Annotated in this window: 27 protein-coding genes; 14 read left to right on the top strand and 13 right to left on the bottom strand. The window is 71.7% G+C overall.

All coding sequences use genetic code 11. The annotated features are described in order from the left end of the window. Window positions 1-82: 82 nt before the first annotated feature. Window positions 83-367 (top strand): ParB family protein, encoded by a 285-nt coding sequence (locus tag J2Y42_RS05185; RefSeq protein ID WP_309855629.1) that lies wholly within the window; start codon window positions 83-85, stop codon window positions 365-367. A gap of 129 nt (window positions 368-496) precedes the next feature. Here the strand turns inward: J2Y42_RS05185 and J2Y42_RS05180 are convergent, their stop codons facing one another. From J2Y42_RS05180 to J2Y42_RS05170, 3 genes are all read right to left on the bottom strand, one after another. Continuing rightward, entirely contained in the window at window positions 497-2170 is a 1674-nt protein-coding gene (locus J2Y42_RS05180) for a chaplin family protein (RefSeq protein ID WP_309855627.1), read from the bottom strand. A gap of 91 nt (window positions 2171-2261) precedes the next feature. Beyond that, window positions 2262-3218: a hypothetical protein gene (locus J2Y42_RS05175; RefSeq protein ID WP_309855626.1), complete on the bottom strand. Its 957-nt coding sequence runs from the start codon at window positions 3216-3218 to the stop codon at window positions 2262-2264. A gap of 51 nt (window positions 3219-3269) precedes the next feature. After that, window positions 3270-4472: an MFS transporter gene (locus tag J2Y42_RS05170; protein ID WP_309855624.1), complete on the bottom strand. Its 1203-nt coding sequence runs from the start codon at window positions 4470-4472 to the stop codon at window positions 3270-3272. A gap of 123 nt (window positions 4473-4595) precedes the next feature. Between J2Y42_RS05170 and J2Y42_RS05165 the strand changes: the two genes are divergently transcribed. After that, entirely contained in the window at window positions 4596-5048 is a 453-nt protein-coding gene (locus J2Y42_RS05165; RefSeq protein ID WP_309855622.1) for a MarR family transcriptional regulator, read from the top strand. Between the two features lie 6 nt (window positions 5049-5054). On the opposite strand, the gene J2Y42_RS05160 is transcribed toward J2Y42_RS05165, so the two are convergent. After that, entirely contained in the window at window positions 5055-5606 is a 552-nt protein-coding gene (locus J2Y42_RS05160; protein WP_309855620.1) for a hypothetical protein, read from the bottom strand. On the opposite strand from J2Y42_RS05160, the gene J2Y42_RS05155 reads away from it, so the two are divergent. After that, window positions 5605-5967, top strand: a complete 363-nt coding sequence (locus J2Y42_RS05155; protein WP_309855619.1) for a nuclear transport factor 2 family protein — start codon at window positions 5605-5607, stop codon at window positions 5965-5967. The two genes, J2Y42_RS05160 and J2Y42_RS05155, sit on opposite strands and share 2 nt — an antisense overlap. A gap of 34 nt (window positions 5968-6001) precedes the next feature. Here J2Y42_RS05155 and crcB read toward each other — a convergent pair whose 3' ends face one another. From crcB to J2Y42_RS05140, 3 genes are read right to left on the bottom strand one after another with little or no spacing between them, the layout of a single operon-like run. Beyond that, window positions 6002-6379: a fluoride efflux transporter CrcB gene (gene crcB / locus J2Y42_RS05150; protein ID WP_309855618.1), complete on the bottom strand. Its 378-nt coding sequence runs from the start codon at window positions 6377-6379 to the stop codon at window positions 6002-6004. Beyond that, the gene (locus J2Y42_RS05145) at window positions 6376-6819 is read right to left on the bottom strand and encodes a CrcB family protein (RefSeq protein ID WP_309855617.1); all 444 of its coding nucleotides are present in this window, start codon (window positions 6817-6819) and stop codon (window positions 6376-6378) included. The genes crcB and J2Y42_RS05145 overlap by 4 nt, the downstream gene beginning before the upstream one ends. Beyond that, the gene (locus tag J2Y42_RS05140; RefSeq protein WP_309855616.1) at window positions 6816-7343 is read right to left on the bottom strand and encodes a universal stress protein; all 528 of its coding nucleotides are present in this window, start codon (window positions 7341-7343) and stop codon (window positions 6816-6818) included. Before J2Y42_RS05140 ends, J2Y42_RS05145 begins: the two co-directional genes overlap by 4 nt. Before the next feature lie 86 nt (window positions 7344-7429). On the opposite strand from J2Y42_RS05140, the gene J2Y42_RS05135 reads away from it, so the two are divergent. From J2Y42_RS05135 to J2Y42_RS05120, 4 genes are read left to right on the top strand one after another with little or no spacing between them, the layout of a single operon-like run. Continuing rightward, a complete protein-coding gene (locus tag J2Y42_RS05135) occupies window positions 7430-7858 on the top strand; it encodes a phage holin family protein (RefSeq protein ID WP_309855615.1) in 429 nt (142 codons plus the stop codon). Next, complete coding sequence (locus tag J2Y42_RS05130; protein WP_309855613.1) at window positions 7855-8133, top strand: hypothetical protein; 279 nt, start codon at window positions 7855-7857, stop codon at window positions 8131-8133. Before J2Y42_RS05135 ends, J2Y42_RS05130 begins: the two co-directional genes overlap by 4 nt. Beyond that, the gene (locus J2Y42_RS05125; protein WP_309855611.1) at window positions 8123-9163 is read left to right on the top strand and encodes a YihY/virulence factor BrkB family protein; all 1041 of its coding nucleotides are present in this window, start codon (window positions 8123-8125) and stop codon (window positions 9161-9163) included. Before J2Y42_RS05130 ends, J2Y42_RS05125 begins: the two co-directional genes overlap by 11 nt. Before the next feature lie 49 nt (window positions 9164-9212). Beyond that, window positions 9213-9869 carry an NUDIX domain-containing protein gene (locus tag J2Y42_RS05120; protein ID WP_309855609.1) on the top strand — a complete coding sequence of 219 codons (657 nt, stop codon included), beginning with the start codon at window positions 9213-9215 and terminating at the stop codon, window positions 9867-9869. Between the two features lie 30 nt (window positions 9870-9899). Here J2Y42_RS05120 and J2Y42_RS05115 read toward each other — a convergent pair whose 3' ends face one another. From J2Y42_RS05115 to J2Y42_RS05105, 3 genes are all read right to left on the bottom strand, one after another. Further along, window positions 9900-10904 (bottom strand): hypothetical protein, encoded by a 1005-nt coding sequence (locus J2Y42_RS05115; RefSeq protein WP_309855607.1) that lies wholly within the window; start codon window positions 10902-10904, stop codon window positions 9900-9902. A 329-nt stretch (window positions 10905-11233) separates the two neighbouring features. Next, window positions 11234-12910 (bottom strand): hypothetical protein, encoded by a 1677-nt coding sequence (locus J2Y42_RS05110; protein WP_309855605.1) that lies wholly within the window; start codon window positions 12908-12910, stop codon window positions 11234-11236. A 3-nt stretch (window positions 12911-12913) separates the two neighbouring features. Continuing rightward, window positions 12914-13588, bottom strand: a complete 675-nt coding sequence (locus tag J2Y42_RS05105) for a response regulator transcription factor (RefSeq protein WP_309855603.1) — start codon at window positions 13586-13588, stop codon at window positions 12914-12916. Window positions 13589-13702: 114 nt separating this feature from the next. Between J2Y42_RS05105 and J2Y42_RS05100 the strand changes: the two genes are divergently transcribed. Together J2Y42_RS05100 and J2Y42_RS05095 are read left to right on the top strand one after the other, a co-directional pair. Then, a complete protein-coding gene (locus tag J2Y42_RS05100; protein WP_309855601.1) occupies window positions 13703-14416 on the top strand; it encodes a copper resistance protein CopC in 714 nt (237 codons plus the stop codon). A gap of 47 nt (window positions 14417-14463) precedes the next feature. Beyond that, a complete protein-coding gene (locus tag J2Y42_RS05095; RefSeq protein ID WP_309855599.1) occupies window positions 14464-14607 on the top strand; it encodes a hypothetical protein in 144 nt (47 codons plus the stop codon). 38 nt (window positions 14608-14645) lie between these two features. Here the strand turns inward: J2Y42_RS05095 and J2Y42_RS05090 are convergent, their stop codons facing one another. Beyond that, on the bottom strand, window positions 14646-14801 hold the full coding sequence (locus J2Y42_RS05090; RefSeq protein ID WP_309855597.1) for a hypothetical protein: 156 nt from the start codon (window positions 14799-14801) through the stop codon (window positions 14646-14648). 135 nt (window positions 14802-14936) lie between these two features. On the opposite strand from J2Y42_RS05090, the gene J2Y42_RS05085 reads away from it, so the two are divergent. Beyond that, a complete protein-coding gene (locus tag J2Y42_RS05085; protein WP_309855595.1) occupies window positions 14937-16124 on the top strand; it encodes a MarP family serine protease in 1188 nt (395 codons plus the stop codon). A 53-nt stretch (window positions 16125-16177) separates the two neighbouring features. Then, window positions 16178-17197: an NADPH:quinone reductase gene (locus J2Y42_RS05080; RefSeq protein ID WP_309855593.1), complete on the top strand. Its 1020-nt coding sequence runs from the start codon at window positions 16178-16180 to the stop codon at window positions 17195-17197. Here J2Y42_RS05080 and J2Y42_RS05075 read toward each other — a convergent pair. Further along, complete coding sequence (locus J2Y42_RS05075) at window positions 17181-18437, bottom strand: MFS transporter (protein ID WP_309855591.1); 1257 nt, start codon at window positions 18435-18437, stop codon at window positions 17181-17183. The two genes, J2Y42_RS05080 and J2Y42_RS05075, sit on opposite strands and share 17 nt — an antisense overlap. An 89-nt stretch (window positions 18438-18526) precedes the next feature. On the opposite strand from J2Y42_RS05075, the gene J2Y42_RS05070 reads away from it, so the two are divergent. Genes J2Y42_RS05070 through J2Y42_RS05060 form a run of 3 tightly spaced genes read left to right on the top strand, consistent with a single transcriptional unit; the run spans window position 18527 to window position 20146 of the window. Further along, a complete protein-coding gene (locus tag J2Y42_RS05070; protein WP_309855590.1) occupies window positions 18527-19072 on the top strand; it encodes a TetR/AcrR family transcriptional regulator in 546 nt (181 codons plus the stop codon). Window positions 19073-19103: 31 nt separating this feature from the next. Then, window positions 19104-19844 carry an AzlC family ABC transporter permease gene (locus tag J2Y42_RS05065; protein WP_018189100.1) on the top strand — a complete coding sequence of 247 codons (741 nt, stop codon included), beginning with the start codon at window positions 19104-19106 and terminating at the stop codon, window positions 19842-19844. After that, window positions 19841-20146: an AzlD domain-containing protein gene (locus tag J2Y42_RS05060; RefSeq protein ID WP_309855587.1), complete on the top strand. Its 306-nt coding sequence runs from the start codon at window positions 19841-19843 to the stop codon at window positions 20144-20146. Before J2Y42_RS05065 ends, J2Y42_RS05060 begins: the two co-directional genes overlap by 4 nt. Window positions 20147-20693: 547 nt before the next feature. Here the strand turns inward: J2Y42_RS05060 and J2Y42_RS05055 are convergent. Further along, entirely contained in the window at window positions 20694-21362 is a 669-nt protein-coding gene (locus J2Y42_RS05055) for a GntR family transcriptional regulator (protein ID WP_309855586.1), read from the bottom strand. Window positions 21363-21411: the final 49 nt, after the last annotated feature.

Genomic DNA, 21411 nt, shown 5'->3' with positions numbered 1-21411 from the left:
CTGTGGAATGTGGTCTCCGCACGGGTAGACCGATTAGTATCTGGAATCGAGCATCGACATCGGATATGCCGAAAGGTGAGACATGAACGCATCCGCACCCGGCCCCGTGGACGACGCGACCGCCCCCGAGCAGAAGGCGGTCAAAAAGCGCACGACGGTGACCTTCTACCTGACCGACGCCATGCGAAATCGTGCACGCGCCGCCTACCGCCAGACGTCCTTCGACGAACGCGACGGCAGTTGGTCCGAGATGCTGAACAAGGCTCTCCTGGCCGAGGTCCAGCGTCGCGAGAAGGCCTACAACGAGGGCAAGGTCTTCGTGGGCAACGACGAACCGCTGACGCCCGGGCGACCGATCGGCTTCTGACCCGGCGCTCGGGAAACGCTCCGGACACGCTCCGGACACGACGAACTCCCGGCACGTCGACGGCTGGGGAGCGTCGACGTGCCGGGAAGCGTCCTCCCGCGTCAGCGGGTGTCGGTCACCGGGTGTCGGTCACCGGGTGTGGTGGCGGCGCGTCCGGTTGGCGGACACGAACGCCAGCATCACTCCGAGGAGAGCGAGCAGGGCACCGAGGGCACCCAGGCCCAGCTCGTCGGAACCGGTGGAGGCGAGGGCCGCGGCCCCCGACGCGCTGCCCGCGGCCAGCGACATGGACCCACCCGCGGACGCCGTCACCATGCCGGCACCGGTGCCACCCGTGGTCGGGGTGGTCGGAGTCGTCGGGGTGGTCGGGGTCGTGGGCGTGGTCGGAGTCGTCGGGTCGGTCGGGTCGGTCGGGTCGGTCGGGTCGGTCGGCGTCGTGGTGGAGCCGGTGGTGGTGCTGTCACCGACGACGCTGATCGCGTTGCCGCCGACGGTCACCGGAACATCCACACCGATCGGCAGGTCGATGCCGCCGAGGACGCCGTCATCGCTTCCGCCAGTGGTGCCCCCGGTCGTCGAACCACCGGTCGCCGGAGCGGTGGTGGAGGATCCGGCGGAGGTCGAGTCACCGACCACCGAGATCGCGTTACCACCCGCCGTGACGGGCACCGCAGCGTCGATCGGAGCCTGGATGCCGGACAGCAGCCCGCCGTCCGAACCCGTGCCCGACGTGGTGGTCCCGGTACCGGCGGCCGGAGCCGTCGTGTCCGAACCCGAGGTCGTCGAGTCGCCGATCAGGGAAACAGCGTTACCGCCTGCCGTCACCGGCACCGCAGCATCGATCGGAGCCTGGATGCCCGACAGAATGCCACCATCCGAACCCGAACCCGAGGTCGCCGTGCTCCCGCTACCGGCGGCCGGAGCCGTCGTGCTCGAGTTCGACGTCTGCGAGTCACCGATCACCGAAACAGCATTACCGCCTGCCGTCACCGGCACCGCAGCGTCGATCGGAGCCTGGATGCCCGACAGGATGCCGCCATCCGAACCCGAACCCGAGGTCGCCGTGCTCCCGCTACCGGCTGCCGGAGCCGTCGTCTGCGAGCCCGAGGACTGCGAGTCGCCCAGGACCGAGATCGCGTTGCCGCCGACCGTCACCGGCACTGCGGCGTCGATCGGGGCCTGGATGTCGGAGAGCAGCCCGCCGTCCGAGCCGGAGCCCGACGCCGTCGCGGACGAGCCGGAGCCAGACGCGGGCGCCGTGGCCGACGAATCGGTCGAGGTCGAGTCGCCGATGACCGAGATGGCGTTGCCGCCCGCGGTCACCGGGACATCCACCGCGACCGGCGCCTGGATGCCCGACGCGACGCCGTCCGCGCCGCCCGAGGTGGCGCTCGCTCCCGAGTCGGCGGCCGCAGGAGCGGCAGCCGAGTCGGAGCCGGACCTGGTGGAATCGCCGAGGACGCTCACCGCATTCCCGGCCACCGTCACCGGGACGCTGACCGAAGCCACCGCCTGGTCGCCGCTGAGCACGCCCCCGACGGAGTCGGGCGAGATGGACACGGAGGGAGCCGCCGGCGCGGCCGGAGCAGCCGCCGTAGACCCGCTGCTGGTCGAGTCGCCGAGGACCGAGATGCCGTTGCCCGACAGGGACACCGGAACCGAGATGCCGACGACCGCCTGGTCGCCGCTCGCGATCCCGTCGCCGCTGGGAGCCTCGGCCGCATTGGCCGCGGCCGTTCCGGCGAGCCACAGGCCGCCGACGCAGAGGGTGAACCACATCCCTCTGGATACGAACTTGTTCATGATCAAGCCTTTCGAATGAGTGTCTGCGCCCGGGCATGAGGATGCCGGGGCGAATGGTCGCGTACTGCCTCAGAGGGCAGCGGCGACCCACTCAGTCGGGGCTGATGTCGTGGTCGGCGACGGGAGCCGCGGGGATGCGGTCATCCGCGGCAGCGCCGATGCGCCCGCTCCAGGCGGAGCCGGGCAGGAGGAAGCCGTCGGCCGTCGCGGCCGCACCGGGCGCAGCTCCGCCCGGGCCACCGGATCCACCGGTCGTACCGGCGGTGCCGCCTTCGGGCAGTCCACGGCCGGGCAGTCCACCCGGCAGGCCGCCGGGCGCGTCTGCGGGCGCACCACCGGCGCCGGCTCCGGACGGGTCGGCGAGGAGCGCCCCGGCGCCGAAGGAGGCCGCACCTGTAGCGGTGAGCAGCCCGAGAGGGCTGCCCGCCGGCACCGAGGCTGCTGCCGGACCGGCCGCCACACCAGGCGAGAGGAGGGATCCGAGGAGGCCCGCACCGTCGGACACCGTCGCACCCGGGTCCGGCACGGGAAGCGCCGTCACGGGCGGAGTCAGCGGCGCTACGGCCGTGTCGACCGCGCCCACCACATCCGACACCGCCTGGTCGACCCCGCCGGTGACCGGCTGAGTGACCGACGAGACAGGGGCCGGCGGGAGCACGTCACTGACGATCGGCACCTGCGCGACGACCTGGTCCACCACGTCGACGACCGGGTCGACCGAGCTCGAGACCGGCGACTGTTCGACGACCTGGTCGACCGTATCGGTGACCGGGGTCACCACCGCGGAGACGACCTGCTGCACGGGCTCTGGAACGGCCGGAGCGACCGCCGAAGTGACCGAGCCGAGCACCTGGCCTACCGCTCCGGTCGCGTTCGACACGACCGCCGAGACGGGCGAGGGCGGCGGAGCCGGTTCGGCCGCGGACGCGGAAGCGCCCCCGAGGAAGAAGCCGAGGACGGTCAGGCCGGCGCCGGCGATCAGAGAGCCGATCAGCACGCGCGCAGGGGTGACCTGACGCGGGTGCAGCTGCTCAGCAGCTTCCGGCATACGATCACCCCCTGACCGTTCGAGACAGGAGGGACTGTACTCCGCCGTCTACTAGAACGGAAGAGCGGCGCCCGAGGTCTCGATTTCTTCGCGTTCGTTATGCGAAGAGCGTCGGCGGGAGGCGGAGGCCGCGATCGCGACGACGACGAGTGCCCCCACCGTCATCGCTGCGCCCACCCACAGGGGCGATGTGTAGCCCAGCCCGGCCGCGATGGTGAGGCCGCCCAGCCAGGCGCCGAGCGCGTTCCCGAGGTTGAAGGCGGCGATGTTGCCGCCCGAGGCGAGGGTCGGCGCGTGCGAGGCGTACGAGAGCACCCGCAGCTGGAGCGCGGGAACCGTCGCGAACCCGAACGCCCCCATGAGAACGAGCGCGATCACCGCGCCGACCGGCATCCCGGCCACCAGGGCGAAGCCGACGAGAACGACCGCCAGCGCGCCGAGCAGCCAGAGCAGCGTGCCGTCGATCGACCGGTCGGCCAGGCGGCCGCCGACCCAGTTGCCCGCGAACAGACCGAGCCCGAACAGGATGAGGAGCCACGGCACCGCGGAGGAGGGGAACCCGGACACGCCGGTCAGCGTGTAGGCGATGTACGTGAAGGCGCCGAACATCCCGCCGAAGCCCAGAACGGTGGCTGCGAGCGACAGCCACACCTGCCCGGAGCGGAACGCCGACAGCTCGCCGCGCAGCCCCGCGCCCGGCCGGTCGCCGGCGTCGCGCGGCACGAGCAGGGCCACGCCGATCATCGCTGCCACTCCGATCACCGTGATCGCCCAGAACGTCGACCGCCAGCCGAACGCCTGTCCGAGGAGGGTGCCGAACGGCACGCCGAGCACGTTCGCCGCGGTCAGACCGGTGAACATGACGGCGATGGCGCGCGCCTGCTTCTCCGGCGCGACGAGACCGGCGGCGACCACCGAGCCGATGCCGAAGAACGCGCCGTGGCAGAGTGCGGCGAGGATGCGCCCGCCGAGCATGACGCCGTAGTCCGGCGCGATCGCCGAGAGCAGGTTGCCCACGACGAAGAGCACCATCAGCCCGAGCAGCGCCGCTTTGCGCGGGATGCGCGTGGCCGCGGCGGTGAGACCGAGCGCTCCGACGACCACCGCGAGCGCGTACCCCGAGATCAGCCACCCCGCGGTCGCCTCGTCGACGTGGAAGTCGGCGGCGACCTCGGGCAGGAGCCCGGCGATCACGAACTCGGTGAGTCCGATGCCGAACCCTCCGAGTGCGAGGGCGATCAGGCCAGCGGGCATGGATGTCTCCTTCGGGATGCGGGGGTGGTGCGCTACTCTGTTAGTTGCAGACGCGCTATAAATACTTGCACGTGCAACTACTTCGCGCAACCCGTCTGCCGAGACGACCGGGAAGGGGCGCCCATGGGCATCGCCGACGACGCCGTGGAGGTGCGCGCGCACGGCTGGCGCACGCTCGCCGCGCTGCACGGGTACATCGAGGCGGAGCTGGAGCGCGAGCTGAGCAAGGAGGTGCAGCTGTCGGTCGTCGAGTACACGGTGCTCGACGCGCTCGCCCGGCAGGACGGCTGGCACATGCGCATGCAGCAGCTCGCCCGCGCGAGCGCCCTCAGCCCGAGCGCGACCACCCGTCTCGTGAACCGCCTCGAAGACCGCGGGCTGCTCACCCGCATCCTCTGCGACGACGACCGCCGCGGCATCTACACCGAGCTGACCGGCGACGGGCACGAGCTGCTCGACACCGCCCGCCCGGTCCACGACGCCGCGCTCTCACGCGCGCTCGACGGCGCTCGTCAGGTGCCGGAGCTCGCCCCGCTGGTGGACGCTCTCCCCCAGCTCAGCGTGCAGCCTGCCTGAACCGAGTCAGCGCAGCACCTCGACCAGGGCGACCCACGAGAACAGCACGGTCGTGACGATGGCCAGGATGGTGCCGACGGCCACCAGGATCAGCCCGAGCGGCAGCGCCGGCGCCAGCACGAGCACGAGGCCGGCCACCGCGTACAGCGCGGGTGGGAAGGCGAACAGCGCGACCCGCTCGGCCGTGTAGCGGCGGAACCCGGTCTGCACCGCATCCCGCTGCACCGCCTCCGCGGAGCGCACCACCACGACGGCGCACAGCGCGGTGCCGATGAGCACCTGGACGCCGTACCCGATCGTGCCCTGACCCGGGATGAGCGCGGCGCACGACAGCGCGACACCCAGGATGAGGCCGGCGATGGACGCTCCCGCGCGGGCCGCGAGTCCCCGTGACTCGGCGATGGTCTTGATGTTGACCGACAGGGCGACGATGAGCAGACCACCGAGCGCGGCGCCGGCCCCAGCGACCGCGACATTGAACTCCGACCACGAGGCGAAGGGCTCCAGCATGGCGTCAGCGTAGCGGTGCCCGGCGGCCAGGGCGTATAACGGGGACATGGCCGACGCGCTCAGCACCTGGATCGACCGTTACCGACGCGCGTGGGAGAGCAACGAGCCCGACGACATCCGCGCGCTGTTCACCGAGGACGCCAGCTACCGGACCGAGCCGTTCGCCGAGCCCTGGGACGGCCACATCGAGATCGTCGAAGGCTGGCTCGACGCCCAGGACGACCCGGGCGCTGCCACCTTCGAGTGGCGGCTCCTCGGGCAGGACGGCCCGGTGTACTTCGTCGAGGGCGTGACCGACTACCGCGACGGACCGATCTACAGCAACCTGTGGATAATCCGGCTGGCGGAGGACGGCCGCGCCGAGGAGTTCACCGAGTGGTGGATGGAGCAGGAGCCCGACCAGGACTGACCCGGTCCCGGGTTCACCGTATCGCCGGCGGTCGTCACGCGAGCTGACCGAGCCACAGGCCGAGCCCTGCCGCGGCGAGCGCCAGCACCAGCATCCCGACGCCGTTGAACAGTGCCGCCCGATAGCGTCGCTGCTGCGCCAGGCGCACCGTCTCGTAGCTTGCGGTGCTGAACGTGGTGTAGCCGCCCAGGAAGCCCGTCCCCAGCACGGCGCGCCACTCGGGCGGAAGGCCGTGGGCGAGTGCGAGCCCGGTGACCAGCCCGAGCAGGAACGACCCGCTCACGTTGATCACCGTGGTACCGAACGGGAACGAGACCCGCACCCGTGCCTTGAGCACACCGTCGAGCACCAGCCGGGCGACCGCGCCCAGCCCGCCGGCCGCGGCGACGGCGACGACGAGCAGCGCGGTCACCGGCCGCTCCGCTCGGCCCGCCGACGCGCGATGCCGGATGCCAGGGCGATGCCCGCGACAGACGCGATGGCGCCGACGGCGACGGTCGCGACGGCGTAGAGGATGCTGAGGCCGATGCTCTGGGCCGCGATCAGGCCGTCGGTGTCCACCGCCAGGGAGCTGTACGTCGTGTAGCCGCCGAGGATGCCGGTGCCGACGAACAGCCGGAGATCGCGCCGGCGGCCCTCATCCGGTCCGCGCAGGGCGAGTGACTGCAGAAGCCACCCGAGCACGAAGGCGCCCGTCACATTGATGAGGAACGTGATGAGAGGCACGCCCGCGACCGGCGGCACGGACAGCGTCAGGAGGTACCGCGCGGCCGCCCCCAGCGCGCCCCCCACGAAAACGAGCAGGATCGAGCGCCAGTGCAGATGCACGGGCGCGGGCGCGCGGGTCGTCACGAGAGCGGCGGCTCTTCCCAGGGGAGCTTCTGGGCACCCGGAACGGGGTTCAGGGGCACCACGACGACGGGGCGGTGCTGCCGGTGCGCCAGGTGCACGCCGACGGAACCGTTGAAGAACTCTCGCAGGCTGCCGCGAAGACCGGCCTCACGCGTGCCCACCACGATGTAGCGCGCCTCCATGTCGTCCGCCAGACGCGACAGCGACCAGGCAGGATCACCGGCCAGCTGCTGCAGGAAATAGGGGATGCCGCGGCCGTCGAGGAAGCGGCGGATGTGCGCCTCCAGGTCAGGGTCGAACCGCGCCTCCTCCGTCTCGGGCAGGTCCGGGTCGTACGGCAGTGCCACCACCGTTCCGTCGACGTAGCTCGAGACGAGGTACCGGTCCGGGTCGACGTTGGCGCAGACGAGCGGCACGTCCAGATCGTCGGCGAGACGGGCGGCCTCCTCCAGCACCGCGATCGGCTGACCGGGAACGACCGCCACCAGGATGCCGCCCCGGCCGGAGAGCGCATTGCCGTTCATGCCCCTAGTGTGCACCATCGCGGGTTCACTCGTACCGAGGGGTGGGGTACGTTCGGCGATACAGCGTCTGAAGGGAGCCCGAACCGATGGCCCATACGCCTCCGCTGCCGCGCGAGCGCCGCCGCACCACCCGCGGACTCCGTCCGCTCCCTGAGTTGACGAAGGACCTCGTCGCTCAGCTGCGTCGCCTCGTCGCGTCGGAGATCGCCCTCTTCAAGGCGGAGATGTCCGCCAAGGCGAAGGCGGCCGGGATCGGCGCGGGGCTCCTCGTCGGCGCCCTGCTGTTCCTCTTCTTCGCATTCGGCGTGCTGGTGACGGCCGCCGTCCTGGGCTTCGCGCTCATCCTCCCCGCCTGGCTCTCGGCGATCATCGTCGCCGTCATCCTCATCGTGATCGCCGTCGTCCTCGGCCTGATCGGCTGGCGCAGTCTCAAGAAGGGCGTTCCGCCGGTGCCCGACGATCTGGGCAGCGAGCTGAGCGCCGACGCGAAGGCCCTGAAGGGGGAGCAGCCGTGACTACGGACACCACACCGTCGGTGAGCCGCCAGGGGCAGCGCCCTGCCGGACGCCCGCCGCTCCCCAAGGGGGCCGGCATCAACTCCTTGAAGCTCGACCTCGAGGTGACGCGGGAGGAGCTCGCCAGCACCCTCGACGACCTCTTCGCGACTTTCAACGTCCGGGTGCAGATCCGGTCGCATCCCACCTTCTTCGTCGGGCTCTTCCTCGCCCTGACCGGGACCGCGGCCGGGATCGCCGCGCTCCTGCTGCGGAGACGCGGGCGTGCCGGCTGACCAGGGCGGCGTCGGCAGCGACCGCGCCAAGGCGGTCCGGCGGATCGAGGATCGTCGCAGCCTGCCGTGGTACCGCCTGCCGTGGGGGTTCATCCTCAAGCGGACGATGCGCAGCTTCACCACCGACCAGTGCACCGACCTCGCCGCCGGACTGACCTACTTCGCTGTGCTGTCGCTCTTCCCCGCACTGCTGGCGCTCGTCAGCATCCTCGGGATCGTCGGGCAGAGCCAGGCGGGCATCGATGCGCTGTTCGGGATGGTCAACGAGCTGGCGCCGGGCATGACCGACGTCCTGAAGGGGCCGATCGAGAGCATTGCGTCCTCCCCCGCCACCGGGTGGGCGCTGGTCATCGGAATCGTCGGCGCCGTGTGGTCGGCGTCGGGATACGTCGGCGGCTTCGGCCGGGCGCTCAACCGCGTGTACGGCGTCCCTGAAGGGCGCACGGCCCTGGTCCTGCGGCCGGTCCAGCTCGGCGTGACGCTGCTCACCCTGGTGCTGATCTCGCTGCTCGCCCTGATGCTCGTGGTGTCCGGCCCCGTGCTGTCGTTCCTCGGCGGACTGATCGGACTCGACGAAGCGTTCCAGGCGGCGTGGTCGATCCTCCGCTGGCCCGTCGTCATCATCGTCCTCGTGCTGCTGCTCGCCGTGCTGTACGCGTCGACGCCGAACATCAAGCACCCGCGGTTCCGCTGGCTGACGCCCGGTTCCCTCGCCGCGATCATCGTGCTCGGCATCGCGTCTGCGCTGTTCGCCTTCTACGTCGGCAACTTCGGCAACTACGACCGCACGTACGGCGCACTGGCCGGCATCATCGTGTTCCTGCTGTGGATCTGGATCGCCAACAACGCTCTCCTGTTCGGCGCCGAGCTCGACTCGGAGGTCGAGCGCGCACGGGAGCTCGTCGCGGGCATCGAAGCGGACGACGTGCTGCGGCTCCCGCTCAAGTCGGACAAGGCGCTGATCAAAGCCCGCGAGGCGCACGCCGGCGACATCCTCGCCGCGCGGGAGCTCCGCCGTCGCTACCGCTGACGCCGGGAGCCGCGCGGGAGCTCCCCCAACGCGAAGCTAGTCTCGAAGCATGAGCGATCAGCGACCCGGCCACGACCTCCCCGATGCCCGCGGGCGGTCCGGGCTCCACCGGACCGGGCTCGACCTCGACGGGAACCCGGACGTCCGCGTGCGCGGGGTCGAGGTCACCTCCGACGGCTGGCACGTGCTGCGGCGCACCACCTTCGACTACCGCGGACGGGACGGGCGGTGGACGACGCAGACGCGCGAGACGTACGACCGCGGCAACGGGGCCACCGTGCTCCTCTACGACCCGGCCGGTCGCACGTTCCTGCTCACCCGGCAGTTCCGCTTCCCCGTTTACGTCAACGGACACCCGGACGGCATGCTGATCGAATCGGCGGCCGGTCTCCTCGACGGCGATTCGCCGGAGGAGGCGATCCGCCGGGAGGCGGCGGAGGAGCTCGGGGTGAGCATCGGCGCGCTGACGCACCTGTTCGACCTCTACATGAGCCCGGGGTCGGTAACAGAACGGGTGCACTTCTACGCCGCACCCTACGTGCCTGCCGACGTCGTCGGCGGCGGTGGCGTCGAAGAGGAGGGCGAGGAGATCGAACCGGTCGTCGTCGGCTACGACGAAGCCCTCGACCTGATCGCGGACGGCAGGATCGCCGACGGCAAGACGGTCATCCTGCTGCAGTGGGCGGCGCTCAACCTCATCGGCTGACTCCGGCCGCTCTCGGTCGGGATGGGCGGGTCAGCCGTAGCGGAGCGCGGGACCGTCCGACTTGAGGAAGTCGATGTGCAGGTGGTTGCACGTGTCGTCGAACGGCTTGAAGTTCGTGAGGTCCATGGAGGACCGGCAGCCGATCTGACCGAGGCCCGTGCCATCCGGCACGATCGGGTCGAGGATCTTGATGAGCTGGACCGACTTCGCGTCGCCGCCGGTGAGGGGCGAACCGTTGAGCAGGTAGAAGTCGAGGGCGTGACCGCCGCCGTCGGCGTAGTGGGCGGACTCGGTGCCCGCTCCCTCGATCTGGCCGGTGCAGCGGCGGTTGATGTCACTGACGCCGACCTGGTTGAAGTTGTCGAGGGCGACAGAGATGGCCTGCAGCACGCGGTAGTCGATGCCGCAGCCGGGAACCGCGCGGCCCTCGGCGAGGTCGGCGATCTCGGGGATGTGGTTCGGCGTCGAGCCGACCAGCCGGCCGGCCGCGACCGCGCCCATGAGCTGGACGGCGAGGGCCTGGACCGTCGGAGACACCGTCGTGTTGGTGGTCGAGTCGAGCGCCTGCGGGCTCTCCTGGATGTCGAGCCCGTCGCGGGCGACCACCTGGGTCACGCCGCCGCCGGTCAACGTCTGCACCGCGAGGGCGGTCCGTGCGGCACCGACCGTCGAGCCCTCGCCCGTCGTGGCGTAGGCCGGGAGCGCTGCGGTGCCGAAGAAGGCGGCGAGCGCCAGCATGACGACGGCGTGGACACCCCAGCGCCGGCCCTCGGTACGAGCCGGGCGGGCGGGTCGCGGAGTCCGCGTGCGGCGCGGCGGCCGGTTGGCGCGCTCCGCACGAGCGGCGGCCTTGGCGTCGCGCCGGTCGCGGGTCGGCCGTACGACGACGCGCTCGCGCTTCGCCGGCCGGCTTCGCTCGGCCTCGAGGGCGGCGCGGCGGCTCGGGAAGGTCTGCGTCGCGGTCAGTTCCTCGGCCGTCGTGAACGCGCTGACCGGGTCGTCCGACAGTTCGTGCTGCTGGTCCACATCCACCACGACGGGTGCCCTGAGACTGCGGCGAGGCCGCACTGAGGGAGTGGACTGGGGCAAGCTGCTGGTACTTCCTTGGCGAGACGGTCGGAGGATCGCGCCGGGGGGATGGGCGCGAAAGCGTACCGATCCTTTCTACCCGATTCCGCCTGGATGTTCCATCAATGCAGATGAATGGATTCCGGTCGGGGGCCTTTCCCGCGCGTTCGGGTCACGCAGGGGCCCCCACCCGGAACCGGGGCCGGCAGCGTCGTCCGTCCTCTGGAAACCTAGGCGGCGCAACGGATCGCGACCCGAAGGGATACGGCTGGCACGACCGGCCGTTCAGCATCCGGTCAGGGGATCGCGACGGCCAGTTCGACACGCCCGGACAGCTCGCGGAGGGCGACCGTGCCGCGCTCCGAGAGCTGCTTCAGACCGATCCCGGCCTCGGATGCGGCGAGCGCTCCGCCGGACCGGACCACCACCTCCACGCCGCTGTGGGCGGCCGGACGCAGTTCCAGTGCGACGGGCGAGCCGTCGCCGTGCCGGACCGCGTTCGCGAGCCCCTCGGAGACCGCGTCGACGACGGCCGCGGTGCGCGACCCGTCCTCCAGCCGCTCCCAGACGCCGTCGCCGATCGTGGCCGTCAGGCGGATGGCGGAGGACCAGCTGTCGAGCAGCATCCGCACCTGCTCTGCCGCGTCCGGCTCGTCTTGCGCCCCGCGGAGGGCGTCGCGCGCCCGGCCGACGATCTCGGCCATCCGCGCGCCGGCATCGTTCGGACCGGCGCTGGCTGTCAGGGAAAGGGCACCGGCGATCAACTCCGACTGGACCCCCGCGTGCAGCAGACGGGCGAGCGAGCCGCGTTCCCGCTCGTACTCGCTCCGGATCCGGGCGGCCGTTGCGACGTTGGCCTGCAGCGCGCTCTCGAGCTCTTCCTGGTCGAGACGCGTGCGGACGGCGAGGGAGCCGACGAAGGCCACCGCCATGGCGATCAGCGGATACGTCAGCGCCTCGAACCAGACGGACTCGGGACGCACCCCCGCGAGACGGAGGGTCGTCGCACCGCTGAGCGCGAGCAGCACGCCGACCAGGCCGTAGCTTCCGAGAAGGAGGGTCAGCCGGGGAAGGGGCCGACGCGGGAGGCGCAGCCGCGATACGGCGCTGTTGGCCGCCAGCAGCACCGCGAAGCCGACGGCGACGGGGAGGGCGCTGACCGCTCCGAACAGCAGGACCCCGAACGGCACGACGAGTGCGGAGAAGAGTGCGGCGCTCGCGGTCGGCGGGGCAGCGCGCATCCCGCCCAGGACGCTCGCCGACCACTCCCTGGCCCCGGCGCCCGCGCCCTCCGCAAGCTCGTCCGGCGCCGCTGCCGCGTAGACGCGGTGGCTGGCCGGCCGCACGACGTCCTCGGCGAGCGTTCGCAGCACCCGAGCGGCCGCGGACGGCTCCATCGGCCGGGATGCGGCCGCCGCGGCGGCCTCCTCCAGTGCGGCCGCGACGTCGTCCACCGTGTCGGCGCGCAGCTGCCGCAGGCGCTCGGAGGCGCACTCGACATCGAGCTGCGACGCCCGTTGCGCGGCCCGGAGCCGCCGGAACACTCCCCGGTGCTCGCGGACGAGATCGACGCCGATGGCGATCAGCGAGAAAGCGACGACGAGCGCGACGACATTGATGCTGATCCGCCCGACCAGGTCGCCCGGAGCCACCGGGATGGAGAGGAGGCCGCCCGCCTCCAGGAAGAGGATCGGCCGGAGCCCGCCTGCGACGGCGAAGAGCGCGAAGACCACGACGGGTCGCGCCCGTCCGCGCACGAGGTGGAGCAGTGCGGCGCCGGCGAGCAGCACGCCGCCCAGGATGGCGTGGGCGAGACCCGAGACGGCGAGCACCTCGACCGGACCGCCGTCGACGTACTGCAGCCCCGACATGACGGTCACCGCGAAGGGCAGCGTGATGAGCCACGACCAGACGGTGATCGCCGACGGTCCGTAGACGCGTGCGAAGGAGCGGCGGAAGTTCGTGAGGAGCACGGCTCAGAGCCCCGAGGCGGGATCGCCGAACGTCGTCGTGTAGAGCGTCGCGGCGGCGACGCGCGGTGTCGTGCGCTCACCGCCGAGCCCGAGCGCGGCGAACACCCGCTCGACGCTCTTCTCGACGGCACGCACCGACACGCCCCGCCGTCGGGCGATCTCGGCGTTCGACAGTCCCGCGGCGAGCAGCCGTGTGGTCTCCAGCTGGGCGGCGGTCAGGCGGAGCAGCCGCGCCTGGGGATCCGAGGCGGCACGGTCGCGGGAGACCGGCCGATCGGCGAGCACGGCCTCGGCCGCATCCACCAGTTCGTCGACCGATTCGATGGCGGCCTTGTTGACGAACGAGGCGCCCGCGACGGTGCTCTGCGCCTGTGCCGAGGCGGCATCGCGCGACAGGTTGCTCAGGAAGAGGATGGCGACGTGCGGCGCACGCGAGCGCAGGATGGTCGCCAGCTCGACGCCGTTCGGCCGCTGTCGGAGGTCGATGTCGGTCACCAGCAGGTCCGGGTCGAAGGCGTCGGCCAGGGCGAGGGCCTCCGGCGCGGACTCGGCGGACGCGACCTCGAACCCCCGCGAGCGGAAGGCGTCGGAGACCAGCGAGCGCATGAGGGCGTGATCCTCCACGACCAGCGCGCGGCGGAGCCACGCGCTCTCTCCCGCCCGAACCGACTCCGCCACCGGGCCAGACTAACCCGACACGCCGGGCGTTCCCGCTGGTCCGGCGACCCCCGTTGTGGTCCCGTTCGCCCCGCGCACGGCGCGCCCACATCCCGGCGGCGTAGGGTTCTCGGCATGACGTCCCGGCTGCTCGCCGCGGCCGCCGGCATCGCCGCGGCTGTTGCTCTCGCGCTCGCCCCCGTGTCCGCCGCATCGGCGCACGACTACGTGGTCGGCAGCGATCCTTCCGCCGACTCCACGGTGACGACGGCACTCGACACGGTGACCGTGACCTTCAACGACCGCGTGCTCGACCTCTCCGGCACGGGCTCGACGAACCTGCTCACGGTGACCGGCCCCGACGCGGGGACCCGTCATTTCGAGACGGGATGCGCCGCCGTCGCCGACACCGCGCTCAGCGCACCGGTCTCCCTCGGCGGCGCCGGGCGGTACACCGTGACCTACCAGATCGTCTCGGCCGACGGGCATACCGTCTCGTCGTCCTATGCGTTCACCTACCAGCCCCCGTCCGGCACCGCGGCGGCCGCGGGCTCGGAGACGCCCGGCTGCGGCGCGGGAGGGTCGACAGCACCGGCGACGACGGACCCGACGGCGCCGACCCCGCAGGCGGGCACCGGACCGACCGCGACGGCCGCCGCGTCCACTCCCCAGCCGACGACGCAGGCCTCCGGCACCGACCTGGGCCTGGTGATCGGCATCGGCGTCGCCATCGTCGTCCTGGCGGTCATCGGCGTCGTGATCGTGCTTCTCACCTCCCGGCGCCGACGCCCATCCGCCACGGAGGCGGACGCCGATGCGCGCTTCGAGAGCTCTCAGGACGATCTCTGAGGCGGATGGGGCTTTCGGGTCCAGGGATGCTGGCGTAGCGTTCGCGCATGGCCAGACAGACCACCGATCAGCAGACCGAGGACTTCCCGGACGTCGTCCCGGAGGAGCAGATGGATCCGGACATCGTGCCGGTCACCCAGCCTGAACCCGACTCCGTCGACGACGGCGACGAGGAGGACGGCCGACTCTGAGCCGTCAGCACCTCTGAGCCGTCAGCACCTCTGAGCAGCTAGGGCACCTCCCCCTCGCCCGGCTCCTCCAGCTGCCCGTGCTCCTGGTCGTGCGCCGTCAGGTCGGCGCTGGTGTACTGACGCTCGCCTGCGTCGAGGTCTTCGCGCTCGTCGTCTCCGTTCGCGATCGGCTCGTCTGATCGGCTTCCGGGCATGGGGCGCTCCTTCGTCTCGGGATGCGGTGGAGCTTCGAACGGTAGCCCTGCGCCGCCCGCACCGACAGGGCATCGCCAGCCGCCGCAGAGCCGCGGTTGAGCGGGCGTCCAGTCTTCTGGGGCAGGGTATGCCCCGTGGAGATCGTTGTCGACGTCGTGCTCGTGGTGCTCGGCATCCTCGCGATCGCGGCCGGCTGGAGCAAGGGCGCCATCCGTTCGGCCGGCACCCTCGTGGGTCTCGGGCTCGGTCTCTGGCTGGGGCTGACCATCGCCCCCATCGTCGTCGGATGGTTCGCGGACTCCGGTTTCGGCGGGGTCACGCAGCGGTCCGTCGTCGCGGCCGTCGTCATCATCGTGTGCGCGGGCGTCGTGTACGCCATCGCGGGCGCCCTGGCGAGCATCATCGGCAAGCTCCTGCGACACGGCCCCATCCGCTGGCTCGACTCCCTCGTCGGCGCCGTGCTGGGCCTGGCCACCTGGGCCGTCGTGGTCTGGCTGCTCGCCGGGTTCGCGCTGGCGACCAACCTGGCGACCGTCGTCCAGGCGGCGAACTCCTCGCGGGTCGTCTCGACCCTCAACAGCATGGCCCCGCTTCCGTCGTCGACCGTGCTCGGAGCGGTGGACGACGCCCTCGCCGGGGCCGGGCTCCCGAAGGTGTTCGAGGGCGGCGAGACCATCAAGGCGGTCCCGGCACCGGACGGCTCGGTGCCCGCCGCCGTCTCGGCCTCGGAGCAGTCGGTGGTGACGGTGCTCGCCTCCAAGCCCGCCTGCGGCGTCGACTCCGAGGGCAGTGGATGGGTCGTGCAGCGCGGCCGCGTCGTGACCAACGCGCACGTGGTCGCCGGCTCCTCCTCGATCGTCGTCCGGACGTCCGGGAGCTCCGACGTCGAGCGCGCGACCCTCGTCGCCTTCGACCCGTCGCGCGACCTCGCGGTGCTCGACGTGACCGACCTGAACGCCCCCGCGCTCGACATCGGACCGGATCTGACCGCTGGTGCCGCGTCGTTCGCGGCCGGGTACCCGGGCAACGGGCCGTTCACCGTCGCACCGCAGCGCGTCCGCGACCGGGTCGTCGCGCGGGGCACCGACATCTACCAGAGCGGCTCCGTCGACCGCGACATCTACTCACTGCGCGGCGTCGTCCGCCCCGGGAACTCGGGCGGTCCGCTGCTCGACTCCGAGGGCCGGGTCGCCGGGGTCGTGTTCGCCCGGAGCGCGACGAACCCGGAAACCGGCTACGCGCTGACCCTCGCCGAACTCCGGCCGGTGCTGTCGTCGGTCGGTTCCGCACCGATCAGCTCCGGAGCCTGCTCGGCGGGCTGACACGCGCCTGAGCCGCTCTCCCGTCGCGCCGTTCGCCGTGGTTGGCTGGTGGCATGAAGGCTGTGAGCTACTCCTCCACCGGCGATTCCGACGTCCTGACCCTCGGCGAGCGGGAGGAGCCGCACCCCGGACCAGGCGAGGTACGCGTCCGCATCCACGTGTCCGGTGTGAACCCCACCGACTGGAAGGCGCGGCGGGGCAGCGGCCCGGCCGAGCTTCCCCGGCCGCAGGTGCCGAACCAGGACGGCGCCGGCGTCGTCGACGAGGTCGGCGAGGGCGTCACGGCCTTCCGCGCGGGCGACCGCGTGTGGGTGTGGGATGCCGCCTACCAGCGTCCCGACGGCACGGCGCAGGAGGTGGTGGTGCTTCCCGAGAAGCTGGTGGTCGGCCTGCCCGACGACGTGAGCTTCGACGAGGGTGCGTCGTTCGGCATCCCGGCGCTCACCGCCCATCGCGCGCTGACCGCGTACGAACACGCGCCCGCGGAGCTCTCCCCCGGCTCGCTGGAGGGCCGCACCGTGCTCGTCGCCGGAGGGGCGGGCGCGGTCGGCCACGCCGCCATCCAGCTCGCCGTCTGGGCGGGCGCAACGGTCATCGCGACCGTCAGCAGCCATGAGAAGGCGGAGCTCGCACGAGCCGCCGGCGCGCACCACGTCGTCAACTACACCGACCCGGACACAGCCGAAGCCATCGGCGCGCTGGCGCCGCGCGGCGTGGACATCGTGGTGGAGGTGAACGTGATCGCCAACGCGGCGCTCGACGTCAAGGTCACCGGCCGCAACGCCACGATCGCCAGCTACGCGGACGCCCCCGGAGCAGAGGACGTGACCATCCCCGTCCGCCCGAGCATGTCGAAGAACCTCCGCTGGCAGTTCGTGCTCACCTACACGGTCGCTCCGGAGAACAAGGAGGCCGCGGTGCGGGCGGTCGCCGCTGCCGCCGCCGACGGAGCCCTCCGTGTGGGCGAGGAGCACGGCCTCCCGATCACGCGCTTCCCGCTCGATCAGACGGCCGCGGCCCACGACGCCGTCGAGGACGGCATCGTGGGCAAGGTGCTCATCGACGTGGCTTGATGGCCTGGACGACGAGCGCGACCACCGACGCGACGGCGATCGCCGCGGCGTAGCCGAGCACCGTCGGCAGCAGCCCGATCGTGGTGATCAGCTCGCCGGCGACCAGCGCAGGGACGCCGTAGGCGAGGTAACTGACGAGGAACACCCCGGCGAAGAGCTCGGCGCGCTGATCGTTCGGCGCGAGCGGGGCCAGGATGCGGAGGACCGCCGCGAACCCCGCGCCGAAGCCGCCGCCCGCGATGGTCGCCCCCACGAAGAGGAGCGCGAGGATGCCCGCGCCGATCCCGACGGCGGCGAGCGCGACGCCGACGAGGATCGCCGCCATCGCCCACACGGCTGTGATCCGGGCGGGTGCACGGGTCAGCAGCAGGGCGGCGACCGCTCCCACCGCCGGGGGCACCGCGACGATCGCGCCGTTGAGGAGTCCGCTGTCAAGGTGGAAGACGCCGTGCAGGATCGACGGCGAGAGTCCGATGAAGAGGCCCGCCAGCATCCAGGTCGCCAGGAAGAGCGGGATGGCGCGGGCGAACTCCGCGCGGGCCGCACGCGGCACGAACAGCCGAGGGATCAGCGAACGCACCGCTCCCGGCCGACGCTCCACCGTCTCGGGCGACACGGCGATCACGACGATGCCGGCTGCGAACAGCAGAGCCAGCGCGACGAACACGACGATCGTGGGCTGCGGGACGAACTGCACCGCGAGTCCGGTCAGGAAGGCTCCGATGGCGATGCCGCCGACGGGCGCCGTGCTGCCGATGGTCGCACCCAGCTTCTTCTGGCGCTCGGGAGCGAGCTCGACCAGGGCGGCGGTGAAGGTGCTCATCGCGGCACCCGTTGCGACGCCCTGCACGGAGCGCGCCCCGATGATCCAGCCGATGTCGGGAGCGAACAGGAAGATCAGCATCGCCACCACCTGCAGCGCGAGCGCGCCGATCAGCACGGGGCGCCGACCGATGTGGTCGGAGAGCGACCCGGCGATGAGGAGCGTGATGAGGAGCGTCACCGCGTAGATCGCGAACGCGACCGTGAGAAGCCACGGCTGGAAGCCCCACTGCTGCTCGTACAGCACGAACAGCGGGCTCGGAGCGCCGACCGCCAGGGCGACGGCGACGAAGGCCAGCGCGGTGCCCGCGAACGCCGCCGCGGGACGGAGCCGCCGGGGGCGGTCGCCGCCCGCCGACCGCGCGGGCCGGACGGCAAGCATCCCGCCCGTGGGGAGGGTCTCTTCGGCTGTGGTCATGTCGAGCTCCTTAAAGCAAAACTGTTTGCTTTAGCGACTATACGAGAGGATGTGAGATAAAGCAACGAGATTTGCTTTAAGCTATTCCCATGGAAACTACGACCACTCCGTCGAAGCGGACGGGCGGACGCAGCGCCGCGGTCATCCACAACGTGCGCACCGCCGTCGAAGAACTCGTCGAGGAAAAGGGCCAGGACCGCGTCACCGTTCCGATGATCGCCGAGCGTGCCGGCGTCAACCCGACAAGCATCTACCGCCGCTGGGGCGACCTCCCGACCCTGATCAACGACATCGCGACCTACCAGCTCAACCCCGAGCGGCCCCTGCCCGAGAACGGCGACCTGCAGCGCGACCTCACCGCCTGGGCCTCCGAGCTGGTGGAGCACTACCGCAATCCGGTCAACGCGGCGCTCCTCCGCGGCGGCGCCTCGGCGGCCGGCGAGCGGCAGTCGAACTGCCTCCGCAACCGGCGCACCGAAGCGGGCCTCATCCTGCAGCGCTATCCGGACTCCCCCGTCACTGACGACGACGTTCTGGATGTCGTGGTCGCGCCGATCATCTACCGCGTCATCTTCGTGCCCTGGACGCTCGAGGACACCACCGCCGAACACCTGGTCGAGCGACTGTTCCGGTAACCCCTCCGCCACCCGGTAGTGTCGGGAGGCGATGCGCCAGGAACGGACCAGCGAGGAACGCGCCGCGGCCCGCTCCGGCTGGGCCGTCGGGATCGCGACGGCCGTCTACGGCATCTCCTTCGGCGCCCTGGCGACGGCTTCCGGGCTCGACGTCTGGCAGACCTGCGTGCTCAGCCTGGTCATGTTCAGCGGCGGCTCGCAGTTCGCCCTCATCGGCGTGCTCGCCTCCGGCGGGGCCGCGGCCGGCGGCACCGCGATCATCAGCGCCGCGCTGCTGGGCGTGCGCAATTCCTTTTACGCCCTGCGGCTGTCGCGCATCATCGGGCCGGGATTCTGGAAGCGAGCCGCCGCGACCCAGCTGACCATCGACGAGTCCACCGCCGTCGCGACCGCCCAGAGCGAGCCGAGGGCGCAGCGCATCGGGTTCTGGATCACCGGCCTCGTCGTGTACATCGGCTGGAACCTGATGACGCTCGCCGGCGCGCTCCTGGGCGACCTGATCGGCGACGTGAAGGCCTACGGGCTGGATGCGGCCGCGGCCGCCGCGTTCCTCGGCCTGCTCTGGCCGCGGCTGAAGGCGCGCCAGACGCAGGCGGTCGCCGTCGCGGGCGGATTCGTCGCGACCCTGCTCACCCCGTTCCTCACCCCCGGCCTGCCTGTGCTGGCTGCGGCGGTCGTCGCCATCGTCGTCGGCGTCCTCAACCTGTTCGGCCGGAGGAACGACCCGCCGCATCCCGAGGCGGTGCCCATGGAACGGGAGGTGGAACCGTGACCACCTGGCACGTCATCCTGCTCGCCTCGATCTGCGTGCTCGGGCTGAAAGCCGTCGGCTGGTTGGTGCCGCCGAAAGCCCTCGACCACCCGACCGTCGCACGGGTGAGCGACCTCCTCACCGCCGCGCTGCTCGCCGCCCTCATCTGCGTGCAGACCCTCGGGGCCGGCCAGTCGCTGCAGCTCGACGCGCGGCTCCCCGCCGTCGCGATCGCCGCCGGACTCTACGCGCTCCGGGTGCCGTTCATCGTCGTCGTGCCCGCGGCCGCGGTGGTCGCGGCGCTCATCCGGCTGTTCACCTGACCGCTCTGGCGCGCTCAGTCGTAGCCGAGGATGACGACGTCGTCGTCGGTGCGTTCCTGGTCGACTGCGGCGCTGGGGGTCATGCAGGGATGCTAGGGCGGCGCAGCGGGCGCTGCCGATGTACATGACGTCCATCCACGGCTCCCCTTCCCGACGCGGTGTATAAACGGCTCGCCGGCGAGCGTGCTGGTGTCGGCGGCCTCGCATACCGTGACGCCGTGAGCGCATCCTGGCACCCGGTGGCGAATGCGCAGCCCACCGAGTGGCTGCTCCGCCAGGGAGCGCTCGGCACGCCGTACGGCGTGATCCGTCGCTTCGCGTTCGGCGATCCCAACCGTCCGGAGGTGTGGTTCCGGGTCGTCACCTGGGCACCGACCTCGGACGGCCGCGAGTTGATCGGCTGGTGCCGCACGCTCGAAGCGGCGGCCGCTGCCGCGTGGGACCATCGCTGCGCCGCCGAGTCGTGGCGGCACCACATGGCCGCCCGCCGGACCGACGCTGCGACCATGGCGGCACAGCGGCCGACGGCGGCCGAACTGGTCCGGTTCTACCGGGCGGCGCTGCGACGGGAAGCGAGCACGCCCTCCAGCTCGGCCAGGAGATCCGCGCCGAGCTCGTCGGCCCGACCCGCCCCTTCAGGCGGCGGCGTCTCGGCGCCCAGGGCGCGGATGAGCGCCACGGCCCTGTCGCGCTGAAGCACGGCGCGAGCCTCCGGCTCGAGCAGCAGGTAGCGGACCACGCGGAGGTCAGCCGCCCGCACGGCCTCGGCCAGGACACGATTCGAAAGGGTGTCGACGACGACCGACAGGGCCTGATGGAGTCCGTGGGCCGGATCGAGGTCGCCGCGCTCGACCCGCCGCGCGAGCAGGGTCAGTTCGACCTCGCGCTCGAGCGCGGAATCGCCCGGGTCGCCGGCCAGTGCTGCCGGCCACAGCAGCCGGAGCACCGCCACGGCGTCCGCGATCTCCGTTTCGTCGAGCGCGGCGACCTCGGTGTACCGATTCGGGGAGGTGGACATGAGCCCGACGGCGGTCAGACGGCTGACCGCCTCACGGACGGGCGTACGCGAGACGCCCAGCCACGAGGTCAGATCGGCATCGCGCAGCCGCTGGCCCGGCGGAAGCTCCCCCGACAGGATGCGCTCCAGCACGAGCTCGTAGACGTCGTTGCGGAGCAGCCGCCTGCCGTCGTATCGCGCACGCGCATCCTGCTCCACCCTGGCTCCTCAACGTCAGAAACGGCTCATACCTGTCCTAACATACCAG

It is taken from the genome of Leifsonia sp. 1010 (genome assembly GCF_031455295.1).
Classification (GTDB): domain Bacteria; phylum Actinomycetota; class Actinomycetes; order Actinomycetales; family Microbacteriaceae; genus Leifsonia.
Note: the sequence above shows the minus strand (reverse complement) of the source record. Positions and strands in the feature narration are given on the sequence as shown.